Below are 21,447 nucleotides of genomic sequence, written 5' to 3'. Positions count from 1 at the left end.
AGTGAATATAATTATATATTTTAAATATAGAATATTTTTGGAAATATTCTCATTAATTAATATTATTAAAAATTATTACTATTTAATCAGTATGAATATTCCCAATTCCATTAATTAAATCATAATAAAGCTCTGTTGTATAAATACACTTCATTTAATAATTCTTAATAAAATCTTATAACAACTTTATTTTTAAGTGTATAAAGTTATGATATACTATTCATAGTAAAATATAAAAATATTAATATTTGATTATGTATTAATATTTTTGTACATAATATTTTATAAGTAATATAAGGTGGTGAAAAAAATTAGTATTAAATCAACAATAAGCATTATAGCTTCAAAAATCACAATTTTTCTAACAAAAACAATACTAAAAGGGGGAACTACCTTCCCTGGAAAAGTGGCTTTAAAAATAGATAAAAATATTTTAAAAAAAGTTTCTAAAGGGTATAAGGTCGTTTTAGTTACAGGAACTAATGGTAAAACAACTACTACAAGTATGATTTATAATATTTTTAAGGAATCAGGAAAGGAAGTAATTACTAATAACACTGGTGCAAACTTATTTCCAGGAATAGTTACAACTTTTATTGATAATTATAAGTTCTTTAAAGCTCCTAAAGAATCTTATGCAATCATTGAAGTAGATGAAGCTAATCTAAAATATATTACTAAATTTATTTCTCCGGAAATAATTACTGTAACAAACCTTTTTAGAGATCAGCTAGATAGATACGGAGAAGTTTATACTACTCTTTCTAAAATATTAGAAGGTATTAATATTACTCCAAATACTACTTTAGTTTTAAACGGTGATGAATCTCTATTAGGTAAATTAGATATTCCTAATAAAACTGTTTTTTATGGCTTTAATACAAAAATAAATGAAAATAAAAATATAGAAATTAATGCAGATGCAAAATTTTGCAAATTCTGTAAATCTCCTTATGAGTACAATCATATTACATATAATCATTTAGGTGACTTCTACTGTACAGGCTGTGGTTTTAAAAGAGCTAACTTAAAATATGCTGTAAATGAAGTATTAGAGTTAACTCCAGATAGTTCTACTGTTAAAATAAATGACTTAGAAATAACAGTAAGTCAATCAGGAATTTATAATATTTATAATGCATTATGCGCCTTTTCAATTGCTAAAGAGTTAAATTTGAATGATAATTCAATAAAAAACTCATTACAAAATCAAAATTCAAGTTTTGGAAGACAAGAAGCTTTAAACATCGATGATAAAGAAGTCAAAATAATACTAGTAAAAAATCCTGCTGGATATAATCAAGCTTTAGATACTCTTTGCTTAAATAATGATAAGTTTTCTGCTGCATTCTTATTAAATGATAATTATGCTGATGGCACTGATGTTTCTTGGATTTGGGATGTTGATTTTGAAAAACTTCATACTCTAAATATAGATGAAATTTTAATTTCTGGTATGAGGTGCTATGATATGGCAGTAAGACTTAAAATTGCTGGACTAAATGAAGAAAAGTTTATTATAGAAGAAGACTTCGAATCATTAACAAATAAAATCAAAAATAGCTCTAACAATAAAGTTTATGTTTTAGCTACTTATACTGCAATGATAAACTTTAGAAAATATTTATATTCAAAAGGCTATATTAAAAAGCTTTGGTAAGAAAGGAGTTTTATAAATGGAATTAAATATTTGTCATCTTTATCCTGACTTACTTAATGTTTATGGAGATGTTGGTAATATATTAATATTAAAACATAGAGCAGAAGCACGAGGTATTAAAGTTAATTTAATAAACATATCTTTAAATGATGAATTTGATGCAGAAAACACTGATATTCTATTTTTTGGCGGTGGTCAAGATTTTGAACAATCAATAGTATCTGCTGATTTAAAGACTATTAAAAAACCTATGTTAAAAAAATATATAGAAGATGAAAAAGTACTTATTGCTATTTGTGGAGGGTATCAATTACTAGGTAATTATTATATAGCTCCAAATGGCGAAAAAATAGAAGGACTTGGAATACTAGATATATATACTGAAAGTGGCGAAAATCGTTTTATAGGAAATACGGTAATATATAACGAAGATTTTAATGAAACTTATGTAGGTTTTGAAAATCATTCAGGAAGAACCTATATAAACAACTTAAAACCTTTAGGTAAATGCCTTCATGGCTATGGAAATAACGGAGAAGATGGATATGAAGGTTGTATTTATAAAAATACTTATTGTAGTTACTTTCATGGATCCCTTCTTTCAAAAAATCCTGAATTAGCTGATAGATTTTTAAAAATTGCTCTAGAGAAAAAGTATGGAAATATTGAGCTTAAATCTTTAGATAACACTTTAGAACTTAAAGCCAAAGAAGTTATAATAAATAGATTAGAAAATAAATAGAAGAAGTATATTTTCTACTTCTTCTATTTATTTTCTTCTTCTATTTATTTTTAATATTAACTTCCTTAATTTACTTCTATTTTGTTCAATCATTTAAATTTATATTATATGTAAATTAACCCACTTAACTATAACCTTAAATATTGTCATTATTTATAGTAAATGTTATACTGTAAACAGTGTTTAAGTAAGTATATAATAAACTAAATTACAAAGAAATGGGGAGATAAACTTGAAAGTAAAAAACTTCTTAAAAACGCTAGCACTTACTCTTTCTGTTTCACTGTTAGCTCCATTTGCTAATATGGTCAGTGCACAAGAAACTAATATTTCTGCTCCAGAGATTATTGGAGAAGCAGCTATAACTATGGATATTAATACAGGAGAGGTTATTTATTCTAAAAATGCAGATGTAGTTCTTTCTCCTGCAAGTACTACCAAGTTAATGACTGCATTATTATTTGCAGAAAATAAATCAAAAGCTGATATGCTTACCTTTACAGATACAGTACTAAAGGTAACCGAAACTTCATTAAATAATTATAAAGATATTCATGCTGGTGATAAAATTTCAGCTGAAGATACTATGAAAGCTGTACTAATATTTTCAGCAAATGATACAGCTTATTTAATGGCCGAAACCGTTGGAGGAACTGTACAAAACTTTGTAAATATGATGAATGAAAGAGCTAAAGAATTAGGTCTTAAAGACACTCATTTTGTAAATCCTTCTGGACTTGAAATAGATCCATTAAATCCAAGTAGTACTGAAATAAACCAAACTACTGCCTATGACTTAGCTAAAATTGGTATCGCTGCATTTAACAATGATTGGGTAAAGGATATTATTTCACCTAAAAATATTAATACTACCATTGATTTAACTGGTTCACCAATGACAATAGAATCTAGAAATAAAATTCTAGGTCAATATGGTAATATAGGTGGAAAAACTGGAACTGAAGAATTGGCAGGCCACTGTTTCGTAGGATTTTTTGAAAAGGACGGTAGAGATTTAGTAACGGTAGTACTAAAATCAGATTACGGTGCAACAGGCCTTAATGTCTTTGAAGATACAGAAAAAATAGCAACTTACAGTTATAATGCAGAAAAAGAAATCTATAAAAATGCTGGTGATGAAGTAGGATCTATAGATTTAACTTATAAAACTTTTAGATTTTTTGGATCTGAAAAGCAAATAACTGCTCCTATATATGTTAATGAAAATGTAGAATATTATAAAAATGATTTTAATGATAAAAATGCTACTATATCATATAATGGTGAAATAAAAGATGCATGGAAATTAAGTGGCAATAAAGAAGTTACATTAACTTATTCAACTCCTGGTTACTCACAGGATGTTGTTGGAACAATTAAGGTTTCTACTATAGATCTTATTAAAGCTAATTTACCATTATACTTATTATCATTACTAATCATCATAATAATCTTAGTTTTAATATTATTTATTGTTAGATTAATTAACATTAGAAAAAGAAAAAGTAGAAGAAGATATTATTAAGAATTTATGGTTGCAATATAATAAAAGAAGCATTATAATGTGTACTGCTTAAATAAAAGTTACTTAACATAATTCTAAATTTCACAATATACATTCTGTATTAAGGAGCTGTTTATAACAGCTCCTGTATTTTTATAAAACAAAGTGTAAAGGATGGTAATTTATATGAAAAAGAAAAATTTTAAGGGAAGTGTGATGTTAAATCCAACTCCTGTTGTTATTGTTACTAGTAAAAATAATGAAGATAAAGTCAATGCTTTTACTGTTGGTTGGATCAGTACAGTATGTACTAAAGAACCTATATTAGCTATGGGGGTCAGACCTGAACGATTATCTTATGACTATATTAAAGAAAGCATGGAATGTGTTATAAATCTTCCTTCAAGAGATATGGTTAAATTCGTAGACTACTGTGGGGTTACATCTGGAAGAAAAATAGATAAAATTAAACATTTTGGATATAAATTAAGTGATGGTGTTTCTATTAATACCCCTTCTATTGATTTAGCTCCAGTTGCTCTTGAATGTAAAGTTAAAAGCATAACCCCTCTTGGAACTCATGACTTATTCTTATTAGATGTAATTAATGTTAAGGTAAATGAAGATATTATTGATGATAATGGAAAAATATGTTTTAATAAAGCTAATTTAATTTGCTATAATCACGGTGAATATTTCGGATTAAATGCAAAGCCTTTAGGTTCATTTGGTTATTCAATAAAAAAGAAAAAGAGAAAGAAATAACTGTATAGAATAGGTAAAATTACATACAAAATCCTTAAATAATTTTAGTTTAATTCCAATAGCTTTCTTGACATTAAGTAAAAATCTATCTATACTCAATAATGTTACAATTAATTAGTTTGGGGGATACGCTATGTTTATATTAACTTATAATATTGAATTCAAAGCACTAGATGAAAAAATAGAACTATTACAAATTAATGATATATTTAATGTTTTTTATGAAAGCCCTTTAGAAATAACAACTGATGAATATGGATACGGCTATTTAGAAAAAGAAGTAAATTCTATTGATATTAAAGTTGCATATGATGAAGATAAAAACTTTTTAGAGGATTTTAAAAATAAGGTTTCTTCACTGTTAGATAGCAATTGTATCTCCATTGAAGAAGTTAATTATAATTATGAAGATTATGATTTTCCTACCATTAAAATCAATGATAATTGGGTTCTTGCATCCCCAAATGATAATATTAATGATAAAAATATAAGTAAAATTTCCTTTATATCTCAAGGAGCTTTTGGAACTGGTTTACATGAAACCACTCAAGATTTATTAAATATTATTTTAACTAAGATAGATTTAAATAATAAAAAAGTTCTAGATATAGGCACTGGATCTGGTATTTTATCTATTGCTTCTTCCATAATAGGTGCATCAAGTGTTACAGCATTAGATATTAGAGATGTTAGAGATGAAGTGGAATTGAACGCTTCACTTAACGGTATTTATAATATAGATACCATAATAGGAAATGCTCTTAATGGAGAAGTAACTATTAATGATAAATTTGATTGGATTTACATAAATATAGGTGGTGAAGAAACTCAGCTATTTATGGATTTTATAAAGGAACATTTAATTCCTGATGGTAAAATTTTGGTATCAGGATTAGTTGAATGGAGCTTTGATAAGGTAAAAACAATAGTTGAAAGCTATGGATTTAAATTAGAAGAAAAGTTTCAAACTAACGAATGGGTTACTGCAATATTTAAATAAAATTTATTAGTTTATTATAAATAAAACATAATAAAGGCTTAGAAACTATAAATATAATTATTTTAGTTTCTAAGCCTTATTTAATGCTTATTTATTATATAAGTATTTATATATATTATAGTTGGCTTTAACTTTATCTACATACTTTTTAGTTTCTGGAAAAGGAATATAATCTAAATTTTCTCCATCCTCTGAATACTCTTCATGATTTAACCACTTATTAACATTTCCACTACCTCCGTTATATGCAGCTAAAACTAAATCTAAATTATTATCAAATTCATTTTCTAAATTATTTAAATACCAACATCCCATTCTTATATTAAGCTCTGGATCAAAAAGCATTGATGGTAAAAAATAATTTATTGATAACTCATTTGCTATCCACTCTCCTGTAGTATCCATTATCTGCATTAACCCTTTAGCCTCTTTTTTAGATACTGCTGATTTATCAAAATTACTTTCTGTTTTTATTACCGCTAATACAAGATATGGATCTAATTCATACTCATCACTATATTTATTTATATATTCAGCATATTTGTATGGATATACATATTTTTTTATTGCAAACATAAATCCTAAATAAAATATAAGTATTGCAATTAAAATAGTTACTATACGCTTAAACTTCATCCCTATCTCCTTACTTATTAATTACATTTAAAAATCCTATTACCTTATCTACCTGTTCTTTTGTCTTTAATAAGTCTCCATTATTATCTATAATTATGTGAGCATAATCTACTTTTTTATCTAATGATAACTGAGCATTTAACCTATTTATAGCCTCATCTCTAGATAATTTATCTCTATTTTTAACTCTACTTATTTGTGTATTATTATCTACCCAAACAACTATTATATAATCCATATCTTCATGAAGATTATTTTCTATTAAAGTTGGAGCATCAAGAATAATTAATCTTTCACCATTCTTTTCATATTCATCTAAAGACTTAAATATTTCACTCTTGATATAAGGCATTATGATATCTTCATATTTTTTTCTTTGCTTTGGAAATCTAAATATATGATTTCCGAATTCTCTTCTTCGAAATTCACCTCTCCAATCAAAAAATCCTGTTCCAAATTCTATCTTTATTTTATCTATTATTTCAGGATATTTTATCAAAACATCTCTTGCTATATTATCAGCATCTATTACCTTAAATCCTTCATTAATCAGCATTTTTGATATAGTACTTTTTCCTGATCCAATTCCCCCAGTTAACCCTATTTTTATCATTTTATCTAGGCCTCCCTATTTTGCTTCATACCATGTACTACCTATATTTATATCTACTTCTAAAGGCACATTCATATTTAATACCTTTTCCATTTCATTTTTCACTATATTCTTTACTTCTTCTAATTCATATTTTTTAACATTCAATATCAATTCATCGTGAACTTGTAAAATGATTTTACTATCTAAGCCTTTTTCATTTAACTTATTATAAACATTTACCATAGCTAATTTAATAATATCAGCAGCACTACCTTGGATAGGAGCATTCATAGCTAATCTTTCCCCTAAAGATTTTACTATTTTATTAGATGATTTAATTTCTGGTATAAATCTTCTTCTATTTAGAATAGTAAGAACAAACCCATTATCCTTTGCTTCCTTTATCAAACCATCTAAATATCCTTTTATTTTAGGATATCTTTCAAAATATATTTCCATATATTCAGAAGCTTCTTTCTTAGTTATGTGTAAGTCTTGAGAAAGACTAAAATCGCTAATTCCATATACTATTCCAAAGTTAACTGCTTTAGCTCTACTTCTCATTAATGAAGTAACCTCATCTAAAGGAACTCTAAACACTTCTGATGCAGTTTTTCTATGAATATCACTATGATGTTTAAATGCATCTATCATATTTTCATCCTTAGATAATTCTGCTAAAACTCTAAGTTCAATTTGAGAATAGTCACAAGATAATAATACATCTTCCTCTTCATCTGGTATAAATACCTTTCTTATTTCTCTTCCCATCTCATATTTTATAGGGATATTTTGAAGATTAGGTTCTGTACTAGATAATCTTCCTGTAGTTGTCACAGTTTGATTGAAGGTTGAATGTATTTTCCCATCAACATCTATAACATTTTTAAGTCCTTCCACATAAGTTGAGTTAAGTTTTGTTATTTGTCTATAATATGTTATCTTAGGTATTATTTCATGCTTATCTTGTAGTTTTTCTAATACATCTGCATTAGTTGAATAACCTGTTTTAGTTTTCTTAATAACAGGTAAGTCAAGCTTTTCAAATAGAATTTTTCCTAATTGCTTTGGAGAATTAATATTAAACTCTTCCTCTGCTAAATCAAATATTTCTTTTTCAGTTGTCTTTATTTCTTCTTTAAATTTTACTGCTAAATCATCAAGCATATTTTTATTTATATTAAAACCTAATGATTCCATAGAAGATAAAACAAATATTAAAGGATGCTCAACTTCATAATAAAGTTCTTCCATTTTTTCTTCTTTAATTTTTTCACTAAGTATATTATAAACTTCTTCTAGCTTACTATTTACTATATACTTAATCTCTTCTTCATTTCCTTTTACATCTTCACCTAAATATTCATTAATTAATGATAATAAATCATAAGAGCTACGTGCTGAATTTATCAAATATGCTGCAATTGCTGTATCAAATTCAAAGCTTTCAATTTTAATATTTAACTTATTTAATATTGTAATTAAAGATTTTCCGTTATGAATAATTTTCTTTAATTCTTTATTTTCCATAATATTTTTCAAAGCTAAACAAGAAGAGTCTTTATCATTATTAAATAACTCATTAAATTTAATATAATAATTTTCTTTATTATTATATATATTCATACATAACAATTGAATTTCTGAATACTTTTCACTATTTTGAACTTCATATGTTATATAAGCTTTATCAGTTAAATTCTTTGATAATTCTAAAAACGAATTTAAATCATTTATGTAATTAATTTCTATATCTTCATTTTTATCTTCTTCATTATCATCTTTTAAAATTTTATCTAGTACAGATTTCATTTGTAATTTTAATAAAAACTTTTTTAAGCCTTCTTTATTATATAAATCTTGATTTTTTATTTCTTCTAAATCAAAATCAATAGGAACATCTGTCATTATAGTTGCTAATCTTTTACTAAATATTGCTTGTTCTCTATATGTTTCTAAGTTCTCTTTTAATTTTTTTCCACTAATACTATCTATATTATTTAATACTTCTTCAATAGAACCATATGTTTGAATTAATTTATATGCTGTTTTTTCCCCTACTCCAGGAACCCCAGGAATATTATCTGATTTATCTCCCATAAGTCCTTTTACATCTATAAATTGAGTAGGTGTAACTCCAAACTCATCAACAAAACTTTTAAAATTGTATTTTGCTGTTTCAGTTACTCCTTTTTTAGTAATTATTACATTTATATTATCTGAGGCTAATTGAAGAGCATCTCTATCACCAGTTAAAATAAATACTTCTATATTATTCTTTTCTGCATACTTAGCTAAGGATCCTATTATATCATCTGCTTCAAATCCTTCTAATTCATATTTCGTTATTCCCATTAAATCTAATACTTCCTTTATAATAGGAAATTGCTCAGCAAGTTCAGGAGGCATTTTTTTTCTTCCTGCTTTATACTCCTCATATTCCTTATGCCTAAATGTAGGACCTTTTTTATCAAAAGTAGCTACAATATAATCTGGTTTTAATTCCTCTTTCATCTTAAATAACATATTTACAAATCCATAAACAGCATTTGTATGAATGCCTTCAGAATTTGTAAGTTCTGGAATTGCATAAAATGCTCTATTTAAAAGTGCATTTGAATCTAAGATTAATAATTTTTCCATTTTTTCCTCCAAATTAAGGTTTTGTTTCCTTAAATCTATTTTTAATATAAATTATACTATTATTGACTAAATAAATCATTACATTTTAATTAATATAAAAACTAAAATATGCTTAAATCTAATTCATTTGCTAAATCAGTAATTATATTTATTCCAGCAATGCTATTTCCCTTTTCATCTAATGATGGACCATAAATACCAATACCAAACTTTCTAGGAACTGTTGCTAAGATACCTCCTCCAACTCCTGATTTTGCAGGAATACCTACCTTAACAGCAAAATCTCCAGATGCATCATACATTCCGCAAGTAACCATTATAGTTTTTACTATTCTACATACATCCTTTGGAATGAATTTTTCATTTGTCCAAGGAATAACTCCATCATTTGCAAGTACTGCACCAAACCTAGCCAAATCTCTAGCTGTTACTTCTATTGAGCATTGTTTAAAATATAAATCTAATATTTCCTCTACATCCCCATCTAATACTCCAGTGCTCTTCATAAAATAAGCTAAAGCTCTATTTCTATTACCAGTTTCTTTTTCAGATAAATATACTCTTTCGTTAACAGATATATCATCATTATTGGTTACAGTTCTCATAAATTCTAATATTTTTTCTAACTTTTCATTTACATCTTTTCCATCTATTAATGAAGTAGTAACTATAGCACCTGCATTTATCATTGGATTATATGGTTTACCACTATCACTTGCTTCTAAATTAACTATTGAATTAAATCCCATACCTGTTGGTTCTACATCTACTTTTTTAAATACATTTTCTCTTCCATTGTCTCTTATAGCTAAAATAAGACTTACTATTTTTGATATACTTTGAATAGTAAATTTTGCATTATAATCTCCAGAATAATACTCTTTTCCTCTAGAATCTACTACATATATTCCAAGTTCATCTGGATTTGCTTCACTTAATGCAGGAATATAAGATGCAACCTTTCCTTCTCTACCATATTTTTTATTTTTTTCTACTAGTGTATTTAGTAAACTAAACATAAAGCTTCACCTCTTATTTCCTATATTTATTGCAATTTATATTATATATATGTTTTGATTAATAATCCACATCATTATAGGATAATAATATTAATTTTAGCTAAAACTTATATATCAATATTTATTATTATAGACAATAAAGTTTATACTTATATATTTAACTAGACTATTTTACTATATTATGTAAGAATAAATTATATAAACTATATTTTAGAGGTGATTAAATGGATATGAAAAAATTATTAGACAAATATGCGAAATTAGCAGTAAAAAAAGGTGTTAACTTACAAAAAAATCAAGTTTTATTAGTAAATTCACCAATAGAATGTATAGACTTTGCAAGAGCTATTGCTAAAGTTGCTTATGAAGAAGGTGCTAAGGAAGTTATTGTTCACTATGGAGATCAAACTCTTCAACGTCTTAAGCTTGAAAATGCTTCTATCGATACATTAAAAGAAGTTCCTAACTGGATTGCTGAATCTTATAACTCTTATGCAAGAGAAGGTTGCTGCGTAATATCTATTTCAGCTTCAGACCCAGATGCTTATAAAGGAATACCAATGGATAAGATATCTGCATATCAAAAAAGTAGACAAATAGCTTTAAAAGAATACTATGAATATTCTATGGCAAACAAAATTCGTTGGACAGTTGTTTCAGTTCCAACAGAAGCTTGGGCATTAAAGATTTTTAAAGACTCAACTCCAGAAGAAGCTGTAGAAAAACTTTGGAATGTAATTTTTAAAGTTGTAAGACTAGATAAAGAAGATCCTATAAAAGCTTGGGATGAACATAATTCTAAAATAGCTGAAAAACTTGAATTTTTAAATAACAATAAATTTAAAAAGCTACATTATACAAAGTCTAATGGCACAAATTTAACTATTGAATTACCAGAAGATCATGTTTGGCTTGGTGGTTCTGAAAAGTGTAACTCTGGTATAGAATTTAATGCTAACATGCCAACTGAAGAAGTTTTTACACTTCCTAAAAAGAATGGAGTTAATGGTATAGTTACTTCATCTAAGCCTTTAAGTTACGGTGGAAATTTAATTAATGATTTTTCTTTAACTTTTAAAGATGGAAAAGTAGTAGATTTTTCAGCAAAGGAAGGCTATGAATCACTAAAGAATTTATTAGAAAGTGATGAAGGTGCTAGATATTTAGGCGAAGTTGCCTTAGTTCCTTTTGACTCTCCTATTTCTAATTCAAATTTGATTTTTTATAATACTTTATTTGATGAAAATGCAGCTTGCCATTTAGCTTTCGGTAAAGCTTATCCTACATGTATAGTTAATGGAGATAATTTAAATCAAGATGAACTATCTCAAAAAGGTGCTAACAATTCTATAATCCATGTTGATTTTATGGTTGGAACTAATGATTTAAACATTGTTGGCTACACTTACGATAACAAGGAAATTGAAGTATTTAAAAATGGAAATTGGGCATTTTAATTTATATTAAGCTTTTATTTTTGAAAAAAGTAGTTGCTAAAATTGCAACTACTTTTCTTATTAATTATTATATATTGTTTCTAATCTCATTCTTATTTGCTTTATAAATTCCTCAGAATTCATTACACTTACATTATCTATATCTGATAATAAGGCTAAATCCTTCGTCATATATCCATCATTTATAGTTTGTATAGATGCTTTCTCCAAGTTATTTGCAAACTCAACCAAATCATTATTATTATCCATTTCGCCTCTTTTTCTTAAAGCACCTGACCAAGCAAATATAGTTGCAATGGAATTAGTAGAGGTTTCTTTTCCTTTTAAATGATTATAATAATGTCTTTGAACAGTTCCATGTGCAGCTTCATATTCATAATAGCCTTCTGGAGATACTAATACAGATGTCATCATTGCTAAAGAACCAAAGGCTGTAGCAACCATATCACTCATCACATCTCCATCATAATTTTTACATGCCCAAATATATCCGCCTTTTGATTTTATAACTCTAGCTATTGCATCATCTATTAATGTATAAAAATATTCTATTTTTAATTCTTTAAATTTTTCTTTATATTCATTATTAAATATATCTTGAAAAATATCCTTAAATGTATGATCATACTTCTTTGAAATTGTATCTTTAGTTGCAAACCATAAATCTTGTTTTGTATCTATAGCAAAATTAAAGCAACTTCTTGCAAAGCTCTCAATAGAGTTATTTAAGTTATGCATTCCTAAAACTACTCCATCATCATTAAAATTATGAATTAATTCACGATTCTCATTTCCATTTTCATCCGTGAATACTATTTCTGCCTTACCTTTTCCTTTTATTTTCATTTCTACATCTTTATAAACATCGCCATAAGCATGTCTAGCTATTGTTATAGGTTTTGTCCAATTCCTTACATAAGGCTTAATAGAATCTATAAGTATAGGTGCTCTAAATACCGTTCCATCCAAAATAGATCTAATTGTTCCATTAGGACTTTTCCACATTTCTTTCAAATTATATTCTTTAACTCTTTCTGCATTAGGAGTTATAGTAGCACACTTAACTCCTACTCCATACTTTTTTATTGCTTCTGCTGCTAAAATAGTAACTTCATCATTAGTTTCATCTCTATACTCTAAACCTAAATCATAATATTCAGTTTTTAAATCAATAAAAGGATATAATAATTCTTCCTTTATAATGCCCCATAAAACTCTTGTCATTTCATCTCCATCCATTTCAACTAATGGATTTATCATTTTAATTTTATTCATTTATAGCCCCCCAATATATTTTAATAAGTAAATTATACCTTATAAGATATGTTTTTACAATTATCTTTAGTTTTTGCAAATAAAAAAGTGTTAAAGTATCATATCCAGGTTCCGTCGCAAGCTCCAAGTCACCTTGCTATGATATTTTAACACTTACAAACTGAAGGAAGGAAAGTATAAATAGTTAATAATAAGGCATAACTTTTTATACTTTCATATGCATTAAAAAAAGGATTGTATAATACAATCCTTTTTAATCAAGTTCTAAGTAGTTATATTTAGATAAAAATACTTATAAGTATTATAGCAAATATTATTTGGCAAACTCCTACAGCCCCACCATATAACATTGCTAAAGGACCTTCTTTAACTAAATCTCCAATCTTAACTCTCATACCAATACCTGCAAGTGCTATTATTTCAAAATTTCCACTTATCCATTTAAATATTTTTGAAACTGCTTGTGGTACAAATCCAATAGTATATAAAACACAAATTATAAAAAATCCTGTTATAAACCATGGAATATTAAATTTTCTTTTATTTTCTACTTGAACCTCATTATTAATTTTTTCTTCTTTTTCTTCTTTATCTAATTCTATTTTTTCAAATATTATAACAACAGCTACTAATAATATTATTCTTATAATCTTAAAAACTGTTGCTAATTTGACTACATCATCAGATACAAATTTAGCAGATCCAATCACTTGTCCAACAGATTGTAGTATACCTCCCATCATTGCTGATGTATGTAATGTTTCATTATTATATAATGCTAAAGTTATAGCAGGTAATAAAATCATAAGTATAGTACCAATTACATTAACTATTGTAATAGATATAACTTTATCTGAATCACTTGCTTTAATAACTGGTGCTGTTGCCCCTATTGCAGATGATCCACAAACAGCATTTCCAGATGCCATTAATAAACAATACTTCTCATTAAATTTTAATTTTCTTCCTATCCAATATGCTGCTATTATAGTTAATGTCATTTGTAAAGCTATAAATATAAGTCCATTAAAACCTAGTCCTAAAATTTCACTTAAATTAATATTAGCTCCCATTAAAACAATTGAATAATTTAAAAGATCTTTTTCTGCAAATTTAGTTCCTTCATCATATTTTTTACCTTTAAACATAGTATTCCCTACAAATATGCCTATAAAAATTGCAAAAGTTGCTGCCCCAACAGTTGAAAACTTCTTACCAAGAATTTCTGATATTATTCCAATAATCAAGCATATTAATAAACCTGGCACTATGTTCTTAATTTTTTTCATAACTAACACCTCAATCTCTATAATTTTTCTCTCTAGAATTTATTATAGATATTATTGCCATAAAATTAAAATACTATTATTTTATTATTATAATAACTCTTTACCTATATAAAAATCCTTTGTGTACTCAATAAAAGTTTTCATATTATTTGATATGAATTTATCATTATGACTTATTATGTATAAATCCCTTTCAATTTTTCCTTCTAATAATCTAAACATAAATAATTCGCCACTTTTAACCTTATCTTCTACAACCCTATAGGATAAACACCCTATACCTAAATTTGCTTCTACTATTTTCTTTATAGCCTCAGTATTACCAAGTTCTAAAAAGGTTGTAAATTTAATCTTATTTTTTTTAAGAAATAATTCTGTATGTTCTCTTGTTCCACTACCTTCTTCTCTCATAATTAATTTTTGATTTTCAAGAGTTCTTCCTTCTATACTTCTATAATTTCTTAGATCATTCTTATCTCCACAAATAAATACTAATTCGTCCTTCCATATTATTTCTTTTTTTATTTCCTCAGAATGAACGTCACCTTCTACATAAGCAAAATCAACTTTATTTTCTAAAATTAATTTTTCTATGTTTTTAGTATTTTCAATAATTAATGATATTTCTATATCCTTATATTTGCTTGAAAACTCCTTTATTATCTCTGGAAGTATATATATACCTATAGTTGTACTAGCACCTATAACTATTTTTCCCTTTTCATTTAAATTAAAATCTCTGATGGTTTTAAATCCCTCATCATATAGATTAAGAATTCTTCTTGTATAATTAAAAAAAACCTCGCCTTCATGAGTTAAAAATAATTTCTTCCCAATTCTATCAAATAATTTTGCTCCAAGTTCTGCCTCTAACTCATTTATACTTTGACTAATCGATGGCTGACTTATATACATATCCTTTGCAACCCTTGTCATATTTAAATGTATTGCCGTTTCATAAAATATTTTTAGCTTTCTAAAATTCAATTTTTTTCTCCCCTTTAAATAAAACTCAGCCTAAGCTGAGTTTTGTTTAATATTTATTTATCTACATCTTCGTAATCAACATCAATAACTTCTACAACAGAATCATCAATATTTTCTATACTTTCACTATTGTAACTTGTTTTATATTCATAATTGTAAGTAGTTGTACTATTTTTTTTACTTCTTCTCTCTATATATACTTTAATTTTAAATATAACATATAGAACAAATAATATTGGAAGTAAAAATACTAAAATATTAAAAGCTACAACTCCTATTATACCTATTATTAATATTGTACTCACTATAAATAACCAGAATTTAATCTTATCACTCATATTAATTTACCTCTTTATTTGATAATATTATTTTTTCTCTAACTTGAGGTAATTATACCATAAACTAAACTCATTTTCAACAAGAGATATATAATATCATTTTAAAAGTTTAAATATACCCTTTATATCCTTTAAAAAAGGACTGTACAAAGTACAATCCTTTTTATATTAATTTTCTTCAATATAAGCCTTATCAAAGTATACATGTCCTAAAGAAGAAACTCTAACCCCTTTAACTTCAGGTTTAGCACCCTTAACTAGAGTATAATAGTATATTGGGATTATTGGCATATCATTCATTACTATATCTTCAGCTTCTTTCATGATTTCCCATCTTTTTTCTAAATCCCCTTCTATCTTAGCTTCATTAACTAGCTTATCATATTCAGGATTTGAATATCCAGCATCGTTATTTCCACCATCAGTTACCCATAAATCTAAGAATGTCATTGGATCAACATAGTCTCCAGACCAACCATGTCTAGCTATTTCATATCCACCTTCTTGTCTAGTATTTAAAAATACCTTCCATTCTTGGTTAGTTAATTCAACATTAACACCTATTTTAGCCCAATCTTGTTGTATAGCTTGAGCAACTAATTTATGAGCTCCTTCAGTATTATACATAAATTCTAAAGTTGGAAGTCCTTCTCCATTTGGATATCCAGCTTCTGCTAATAATGCTTTTGCTTCTTCTATATTAGCTTTATTTGCATCATAATATTCTCTATCTGCAAAATCTTCTCCCTTATCATTTAAAATTCCTTGTGGAACAAAACTATATGCAGGGATTTGTCCAGACTTAGTAACATTTTCTGTAATAGCTTTTCTATCTATTGCAATTGATAACGCTTTTCTAACCTTTGCATTACTTAAAGCTTTTTTAACATCTTCAGGTAATGTTGATTGCTTACCAACATTAAATACTAACATATAAGTTGCAAGGTTCGGATAAATTGTAACTAAACCTTCTTCTTGGCCTCCTGCAATTTCTGCTGGTGGAACACTAGAAACCATATCAAATTCACCTGATTTTAAAGATGCATAAGCAGTATTTTCATCAGTAACTAATTTAAATACAAGTCCTGGAAGCTTAATATCTTTAGCATTCCAATATTCTTTATTCTTTTCAAATACTAATTGATCTTTTAAATCCCATTGAACTAATTTAAAAGGTCCATTAGAAACGTAAGTTTCTGGTTCAGTTGCCCATCCTTCTGGATCAGCTGTAACTATATCTTCTCTTTCTGGAAAATAAGTTGTAAATGCAGTAAGTTCTAGAAAATATGCTGTTGGAGCTTCTAAAGTTACTTTTAAAGTATGATCATCTATAACTTCAATTCCCAATTCTTCTCTAGTAGCTTCTCCATTATAAAATTTTTCTGCATTCTTTATATAATATAATTGATAGCTATATTCTGCTGCTGTTTCCTTAGTTAATGCTCTAATCCATGAAAATTCAAAGTCTTTTGCAGTAACAGGCTCTCCATCTGACCATTTAGCATCTTTTCTTAAATGGAATGTATATTCTAATTTATCATCTGAAACATCATATTTTTCAGCAACTCCTGGAGTTGCCTTTTCATTTTCATCAAGTCTCATTAACCCTTCAAATGCATTTTCTATAATAGTTCCAGCATCTGATGCAGTATTTAAAGTAGGATCTATTGTTTCTGGATCCGCACCTAAATTATAAATTAAACTTCTTCCTGCCTCTGCTGAATCACCACCATTTCCACAGCCTGCAAAAACAGACATTCCAAGAGCTAGTGTTAGTGCTACTGCACAAATTTTTCTTAGCTTATTGCTCTTCATTAAAAATTCCCCCTTAATATTATGTTTATATAATTTTTATTTATTAACCCCAATAAAATCTAACCTTTATCTTTTTTAATAAATATAACTAATTTGTTATATTTTTGGATTTAAAGTTAATATTTCCTTATACAGATATTATCTTATCTATTTAACAATGTCAATTATTTTTTTGAATTTTTTATTTTTTTATTGCTTTTTTTGATATTTAATAAGTATTTTTTCATTATTAATATTAAATCTATTAAATAAATTGCAAAGTATGTTGAATTTTATCAATTTCCTATATAAGTAATTTATTTTATATTCATAATATAAAATAATAAACATACTATTATTATTTAACTCTTATAACTAATAAAAATATTTTTTATAACAAAATTATATATGCTAAAAAAGTCATGGATAAATCTAAAAGTTTATCCATGACTCTTAATAAATTTGTTTAATACAAATATTTTTTATTTCATTGCTTCTTCTATTGCAACTGCAACAGCAACTGTAGCTCCTACCATAGGGTTATTTCCCATTCCGATAAGCCCCATCATTTCAACGTGAGCTGGTACTGATGAAGATCCTGCAAATTGAGCATCTGAATGCATTCTTCCCATTGTATCTGTCATACCATAAGAAGCTGGACCAGCCGCCATATTATCTGGGTGAAGAGTTCTTCCTGTACCACCACCTGATGCTACTGAGAAGTATTTCTTTCCTTGATCTATACATTCTTTTTTATATGTTCCTGCAACTGGATGTTGGAATCTTGTTGGGTTAGTTGAGTTACCAGTAATAGATACGTCAACTCCTTCGTGATGCATTATAGCAACACCTTCTCTAACATCGTTAGCACCATAGCATTTTACTTTTGCTCTTGGTCCATTTGAATATGGAACTTCTCTAACTATTTCTAATTTACCTGTGAAGAAATCAAATTTTGTTTCAACATAAGTAAATCCATTTATTCTTGATATGATGTATGCAGCATCTTTTCCTAAACCATTTAAGATAACTCTTAATGGTTCTTTTCTTACTTTATTAGCTTTTTCGGCTATTTTTATAGCACCTTCTGCAGCTGCAAAACTTTCGTGTCCTGCTAAAAAAGCAAAACATTTAGTTTCTTCTCTTAAAAGCATAGCTCCTAAATTTCCGTGTCCAAGTCCAACTTTTCTATCATCTGCAACTGAACCTGGAATACAGAAAGCTTGTAATCCTTCTCCAATAGCTTCTGCAGCATCAGCAGCTTTTGTACATCCTTTTTTAATAGCTATAGCAGCTCCTAAAGTATAAGCCCACATAGCATTTTCAAATGCGATTGGTTGAGTTGATTTTACTATTTCATAAACATCTATACCTTTTTCATCACAAACTGTCTTTGCATCTTCTATTTTATTCATTCCGTACTTTTCTAATACAGGAATGATTTGATTTATTCTTCTTTCATAACTTTCAAATAATGGCATAATACTGTTCCCCCTTCAAATTATTCGTGTCTTGGATCGATAACTTTAACTGCTTCGTCAAATCTACCGTATTGTCCTGTAGCTTTTTCCATTGCTTCATTAGCATCCATTCCCTTAGCAACCATTTCCATCATCTTTCCTAAGTGAACAAATCTATATCCAATGATTTCATTATTAGCATCTAAAGCTATTTTAGTAACATATCCTTCTGCCATTTCTAGATATCTAGATCCCTTAGCAACTGTTCCGTACATTGTACCAACTTGTGATCTAAGCCCCTTTCCTAAATCCTCAAGTCCAGCTCCTATAGGTAGTCCACCTTCTGAGAATGCAGTTTGACTTCTTCCATATACTATTTGAAGGAATAATTCTCTCATTGCTGTGTTAATTGCATCACAAACTAAGTCAGTATTTAATGCTTCTAATATAGTCTTTCCTGGTAAAATTTCTGAAGCCATAGCAGCTGAATGAGTCATTCCTGAGCATCCTATTGTTTCTACTAATGCTTCTTCTATTATTCCATCCTTAACATTTAAAGTTAACTTACAAGCTCCTTGTTGTGGTGCACACCAACCAACTCCATGAGTTAGACCTGAAATGTCTTTTACCTCTTTAGCTTGTACCCATCTTCCTTCAACAGGAATTGGTGCAGATCCATGATTTGGTCCCTTAGCAACAACGCACATTTCTTCCACTTCTCTTGAATACATCATATTATATCTCCTCCCTAATTATAGATTCCAGTAGCTTTAATAATTTCCCTTAAAATATAAACTACTTAAATCGGGACAAATATTACCCCAGTATGGGCATATTTATCCTACATCTATAATAACAGATGAAAAAAAGTCTAACAATATTTTTATTATAAAAAACTTATCATTTCTTCATGAAAATTTCTCTCTTGCTATTTTAAACCTAATTTGCTATAATAATTCTTGCAGCTAGTCGGCATGGCGGAACTGGCAGACGCACATGACTCAAAATCATGCGGGAAACCGTGTGGGTTCGATTCCCACTGCCGGCACCAATATTTATAAGAAATGGCTTTATCACTAGGTTTTAGTACTTTTTGATAAAGCCCTTTTCTTTTTTTGTTACACTATTTGTTACAACTAAAAAAGAACTCTAAAAGAGCTCTTTAAATCTATTCATTAATTCTTACGTTAAAACTTTCTATTAATTTAATAAAGGCATTATCGTTCTTAAAGTTATCAAAACTACCTTTATTATAATATTCATTAAATTTTTTCAAGAAATAATCTCCATAATATTTGTAATTCTCTTCTATAATTTCTATAGCTTCTTCTACACTTGATAAATATAAAAAAGACAATCTATCATTTAATTGACTATTTAATACATTCTTAATTTCGTTAATTACATTATCTATTAATTCATTACTATTATCTTCTAAATAAATATTTATAAGTAACCTTCCTATATTTTCAATATATTCCATTTCAGATAAATTATCAACTTCCATATCAGGATACACATTCTTAACTTTTTTTAAAGCTAGATTACCATAATAAATAGCATCATTTTTCATATTTATTATATATGATGAATAAGCTCTTTTATAATATAATTTTGAAACTTCAATATTATCTATTATATCTGGATATTTTTCTGTTAAATTTATAGATTCGTCAATCAAATTAATGAACTTAATAGTATTAACTCCTGGTTTTAAAAAACTATCTTCTATTTTATATATATTAAATTCCAACTTAATTCTAATATTATCTAGCTTTAGTATATTCTTCTCATCATAAATACTATTAATTTCGTATCTTAATTCTTCTATTTGCGCCTTACTCAAAGTCAAATCTCTATTTAATAACTGAGTACCTTCTAATAAATCATTTATTTGTTTATCAAAATCTTTAACTTTCACAAATTGAAATACTGATACCGAAGAAACTATTACTGCAAAAAATATTGCTGATACAGCAATTATATTGTTTATTCTTCCTGTTACATTATTAGCTACAGCTTCTATCGCAATTATCTGATCTTGATTATATTCTCCTGTTGATTGTATTGTTACATTAGTATCTCCCATACCTTTAGATATAAAATATATTGTACTTATAAGAATTAATAAAAATACTATCAAATATATAATGCTATTTACATTTATAATATATACTTTGTTATTATTTTTTTTCTTCTCCATTATCCCACCTCTTAGATTTATTATTCTACAAATATTTATAAACTCCTTCATATAAAAATAAAATTATACCCTTAATAGTA

Annotated in this window: 18 protein-coding genes and 1 tRNA gene; 7 read left to right on the top strand and 12 right to left on the bottom strand. The window is 27.1% G+C overall.

From position 1 onward, the window contains the following. Positions 1-301 precede the first annotated feature (301 nt). The 5 genes from H9660_RS08865 (at position 302) to H9660_RS08845 (ending at position 5,671) form a co-directional block, all read left to right on the top strand. A complete protein-coding gene (locus tag H9660_RS08865; RefSeq protein ID WP_191750016.1) occupies positions 302-1,660 on the top strand; it encodes a MurT ligase domain-containing protein in 1,359 nt (452 codons plus the stop codon). A 16-nt stretch (positions 1,661-1,676) separates the two neighbouring features. Then, positions 1,677-2,402 (top strand): type 1 glutamine amidotransferase, encoded by a 726-nt coding sequence (locus H9660_RS08860; protein WP_191750015.1) that lies wholly within the window; start codon positions 1,677-1,679, stop codon positions 2,400-2,402. 232 nt (positions 2,403-2,634) lie between these two features. Further along, positions 2,635-3,927, top strand: coding sequence for a D-alanyl-D-alanine carboxypeptidase family protein (locus tag H9660_RS08855; protein WP_191750014.1), 1,293 nt, complete (start codon positions 2,635-2,637; stop codon positions 3,925-3,927). A gap of 165 nt (positions 3,928-4,092) precedes the next feature. After that, a complete protein-coding gene (locus H9660_RS08850; RefSeq protein WP_191750013.1) occupies positions 4,093-4,671 on the top strand; it encodes a flavin reductase family protein in 579 nt (192 codons plus the stop codon). 133 nt (positions 4,672-4,804) lie between these two features. Further along, positions 4,805-5,671 carry a 50S ribosomal protein L11 methyltransferase gene (locus tag H9660_RS08845; RefSeq protein WP_191750012.1) on the top strand — a complete coding sequence of 289 codons (867 nt, stop codon included), beginning with the start codon at positions 4,805-4,807 and terminating at the stop codon, positions 5,669-5,671. A gap of 87 nt (positions 5,672-5,758) precedes the next feature. Here H9660_RS08845 and H9660_RS08840 read toward each other — a convergent pair whose 3' ends face one another. The 4 genes from H9660_RS08840 to glsA form a co-directional block, all read right to left on the bottom strand. After that, positions 5,759-6,307: a lytic transglycosylase domain-containing protein gene (locus H9660_RS08840; protein WP_191750011.1), complete on the bottom strand. Its 549-nt coding sequence runs from the start codon at positions 6,305-6,307 to the stop codon at positions 5,759-5,761. A 10-nt stretch (positions 6,308-6,317) separates the two neighbouring features. Beyond that, the gene (coaE, locus tag H9660_RS08835; protein ID WP_191750010.1) at positions 6,318-6,920 is read right to left on the bottom strand and encodes a dephospho-CoA kinase; all 603 of its coding nucleotides are present in this window, start codon (positions 6,918-6,920) and stop codon (positions 6,318-6,320) included. A 15-nt stretch (positions 6,921-6,935) separates the two neighbouring features. Further along, positions 6,936-9,545, bottom strand: coding sequence for a DNA polymerase I (gene polA, locus H9660_RS08830; protein ID WP_191750009.1), 2,610 nt, complete (start codon positions 9,543-9,545; stop codon positions 6,936-6,938). Positions 9,546-9,646: 101 nt separating this feature from the next. Further along, a complete protein-coding gene (gene glsA / locus H9660_RS08825) occupies positions 9,647-10,564 on the bottom strand; it encodes a glutaminase A (RefSeq protein ID WP_191750008.1) in 918 nt (305 codons plus the stop codon). Between the two features lie 224 nt (positions 10,565-10,788). On the opposite strand from glsA, the gene H9660_RS08820 reads away from it, so the two are divergent. Then, the gene (locus tag H9660_RS08820) at positions 10,789-12,021 is read left to right on the top strand and encodes an aminopeptidase (RefSeq protein ID WP_423739004.1); all 1,233 of its coding nucleotides are present in this window, start codon (positions 10,789-10,791) and stop codon (positions 12,019-12,021) included. Between the two features lie 60 nt (positions 12,022-12,081). Here H9660_RS08820 and H9660_RS08815 read toward each other — a convergent pair whose 3' ends face one another. From H9660_RS08815 to H9660_RS08785, 7 genes are all read right to left on the bottom strand, one after another. After that, positions 12,082-13,296: an NADP-dependent isocitrate dehydrogenase gene (locus H9660_RS08815; RefSeq protein WP_191750006.1), complete on the bottom strand. Its 1,215-nt coding sequence runs from the start codon at positions 13,294-13,296 to the stop codon at positions 12,082-12,084. Between the two features lie 278 nt (positions 13,297-13,574). Beyond that, positions 13,575-14,585 carry a YeiH family protein gene (locus H9660_RS08810; protein ID WP_191750005.1) on the bottom strand — a complete coding sequence of 337 codons (1,011 nt, stop codon included), beginning with the start codon at positions 14,583-14,585 and terminating at the stop codon, positions 13,575-13,577. 87 nt (positions 14,586-14,672) lie between these two features. Next, complete coding sequence (locus H9660_RS08805; RefSeq protein ID WP_191750004.1) at positions 14,673-15,572, bottom strand: LysR substrate-binding domain-containing protein; 900 nt, start codon at positions 15,570-15,572, stop codon at positions 14,673-14,675. A 53-nt stretch (positions 15,573-15,625) separates the two neighbouring features. Beyond that, a complete protein-coding gene (locus H9660_RS08800) occupies positions 15,626-15,910 on the bottom strand; it encodes a hypothetical protein (protein WP_191750003.1) in 285 nt (94 codons plus the stop codon). A gap of 168 nt (positions 15,911-16,078) precedes the next feature. After that, positions 16,079-17,725: a peptide ABC transporter substrate-binding protein gene (locus tag H9660_RS08795; protein ID WP_191750002.1), complete on the bottom strand. Its 1,647-nt coding sequence runs from the start codon at positions 17,723-17,725 to the stop codon at positions 16,079-16,081. 461 nt (positions 17,726-18,186) lie between these two features. Then, positions 18,187-19,185, bottom strand: coding sequence for a GGGtGRT protein (locus H9660_RS08790; RefSeq protein WP_191750001.1), 999 nt, complete (start codon positions 19,183-19,185; stop codon positions 18,187-18,189). A gap of 20 nt (positions 19,186-19,205) precedes the next feature. Then, entirely contained in the window at positions 19,206-19,898 is a 693-nt protein-coding gene (locus H9660_RS08785) for an iron-sulfur cluster assembly scaffold protein (RefSeq protein WP_191750000.1), read from the bottom strand. Between the two features lie 234 nt (positions 19,899-20,132). On the opposite strand from H9660_RS08785, the gene H9660_RS08780 reads away from it, so the two are divergent. Beyond that, positions 20,133-20,215 (top strand) — tRNA-Leu (locus H9660_RS08780). A 117-nt stretch (positions 20,216-20,332) separates the two neighbouring features. Here H9660_RS08780 and H9660_RS08775 read toward each other — a convergent pair. Continuing rightward, on the bottom strand, positions 20,333-21,367 hold the full coding sequence (locus H9660_RS08775; RefSeq protein ID WP_191749999.1) for a hypothetical protein: 1,035 nt from the start codon (positions 21,365-21,367) through the stop codon (positions 20,333-20,335). Positions 21,368-21,447 lie beyond the last annotated feature (80 nt).

Source organism: Clostridium gallinarum, assembly GCF_014836325.1.
Lineage (GTDB): Bacteria > Bacillota > Clostridia > Clostridiales > Clostridiaceae > Clostridium > Clostridium gallinarum.
This window is presented reverse-complemented; position numbering and strand designations above follow the sequence as displayed.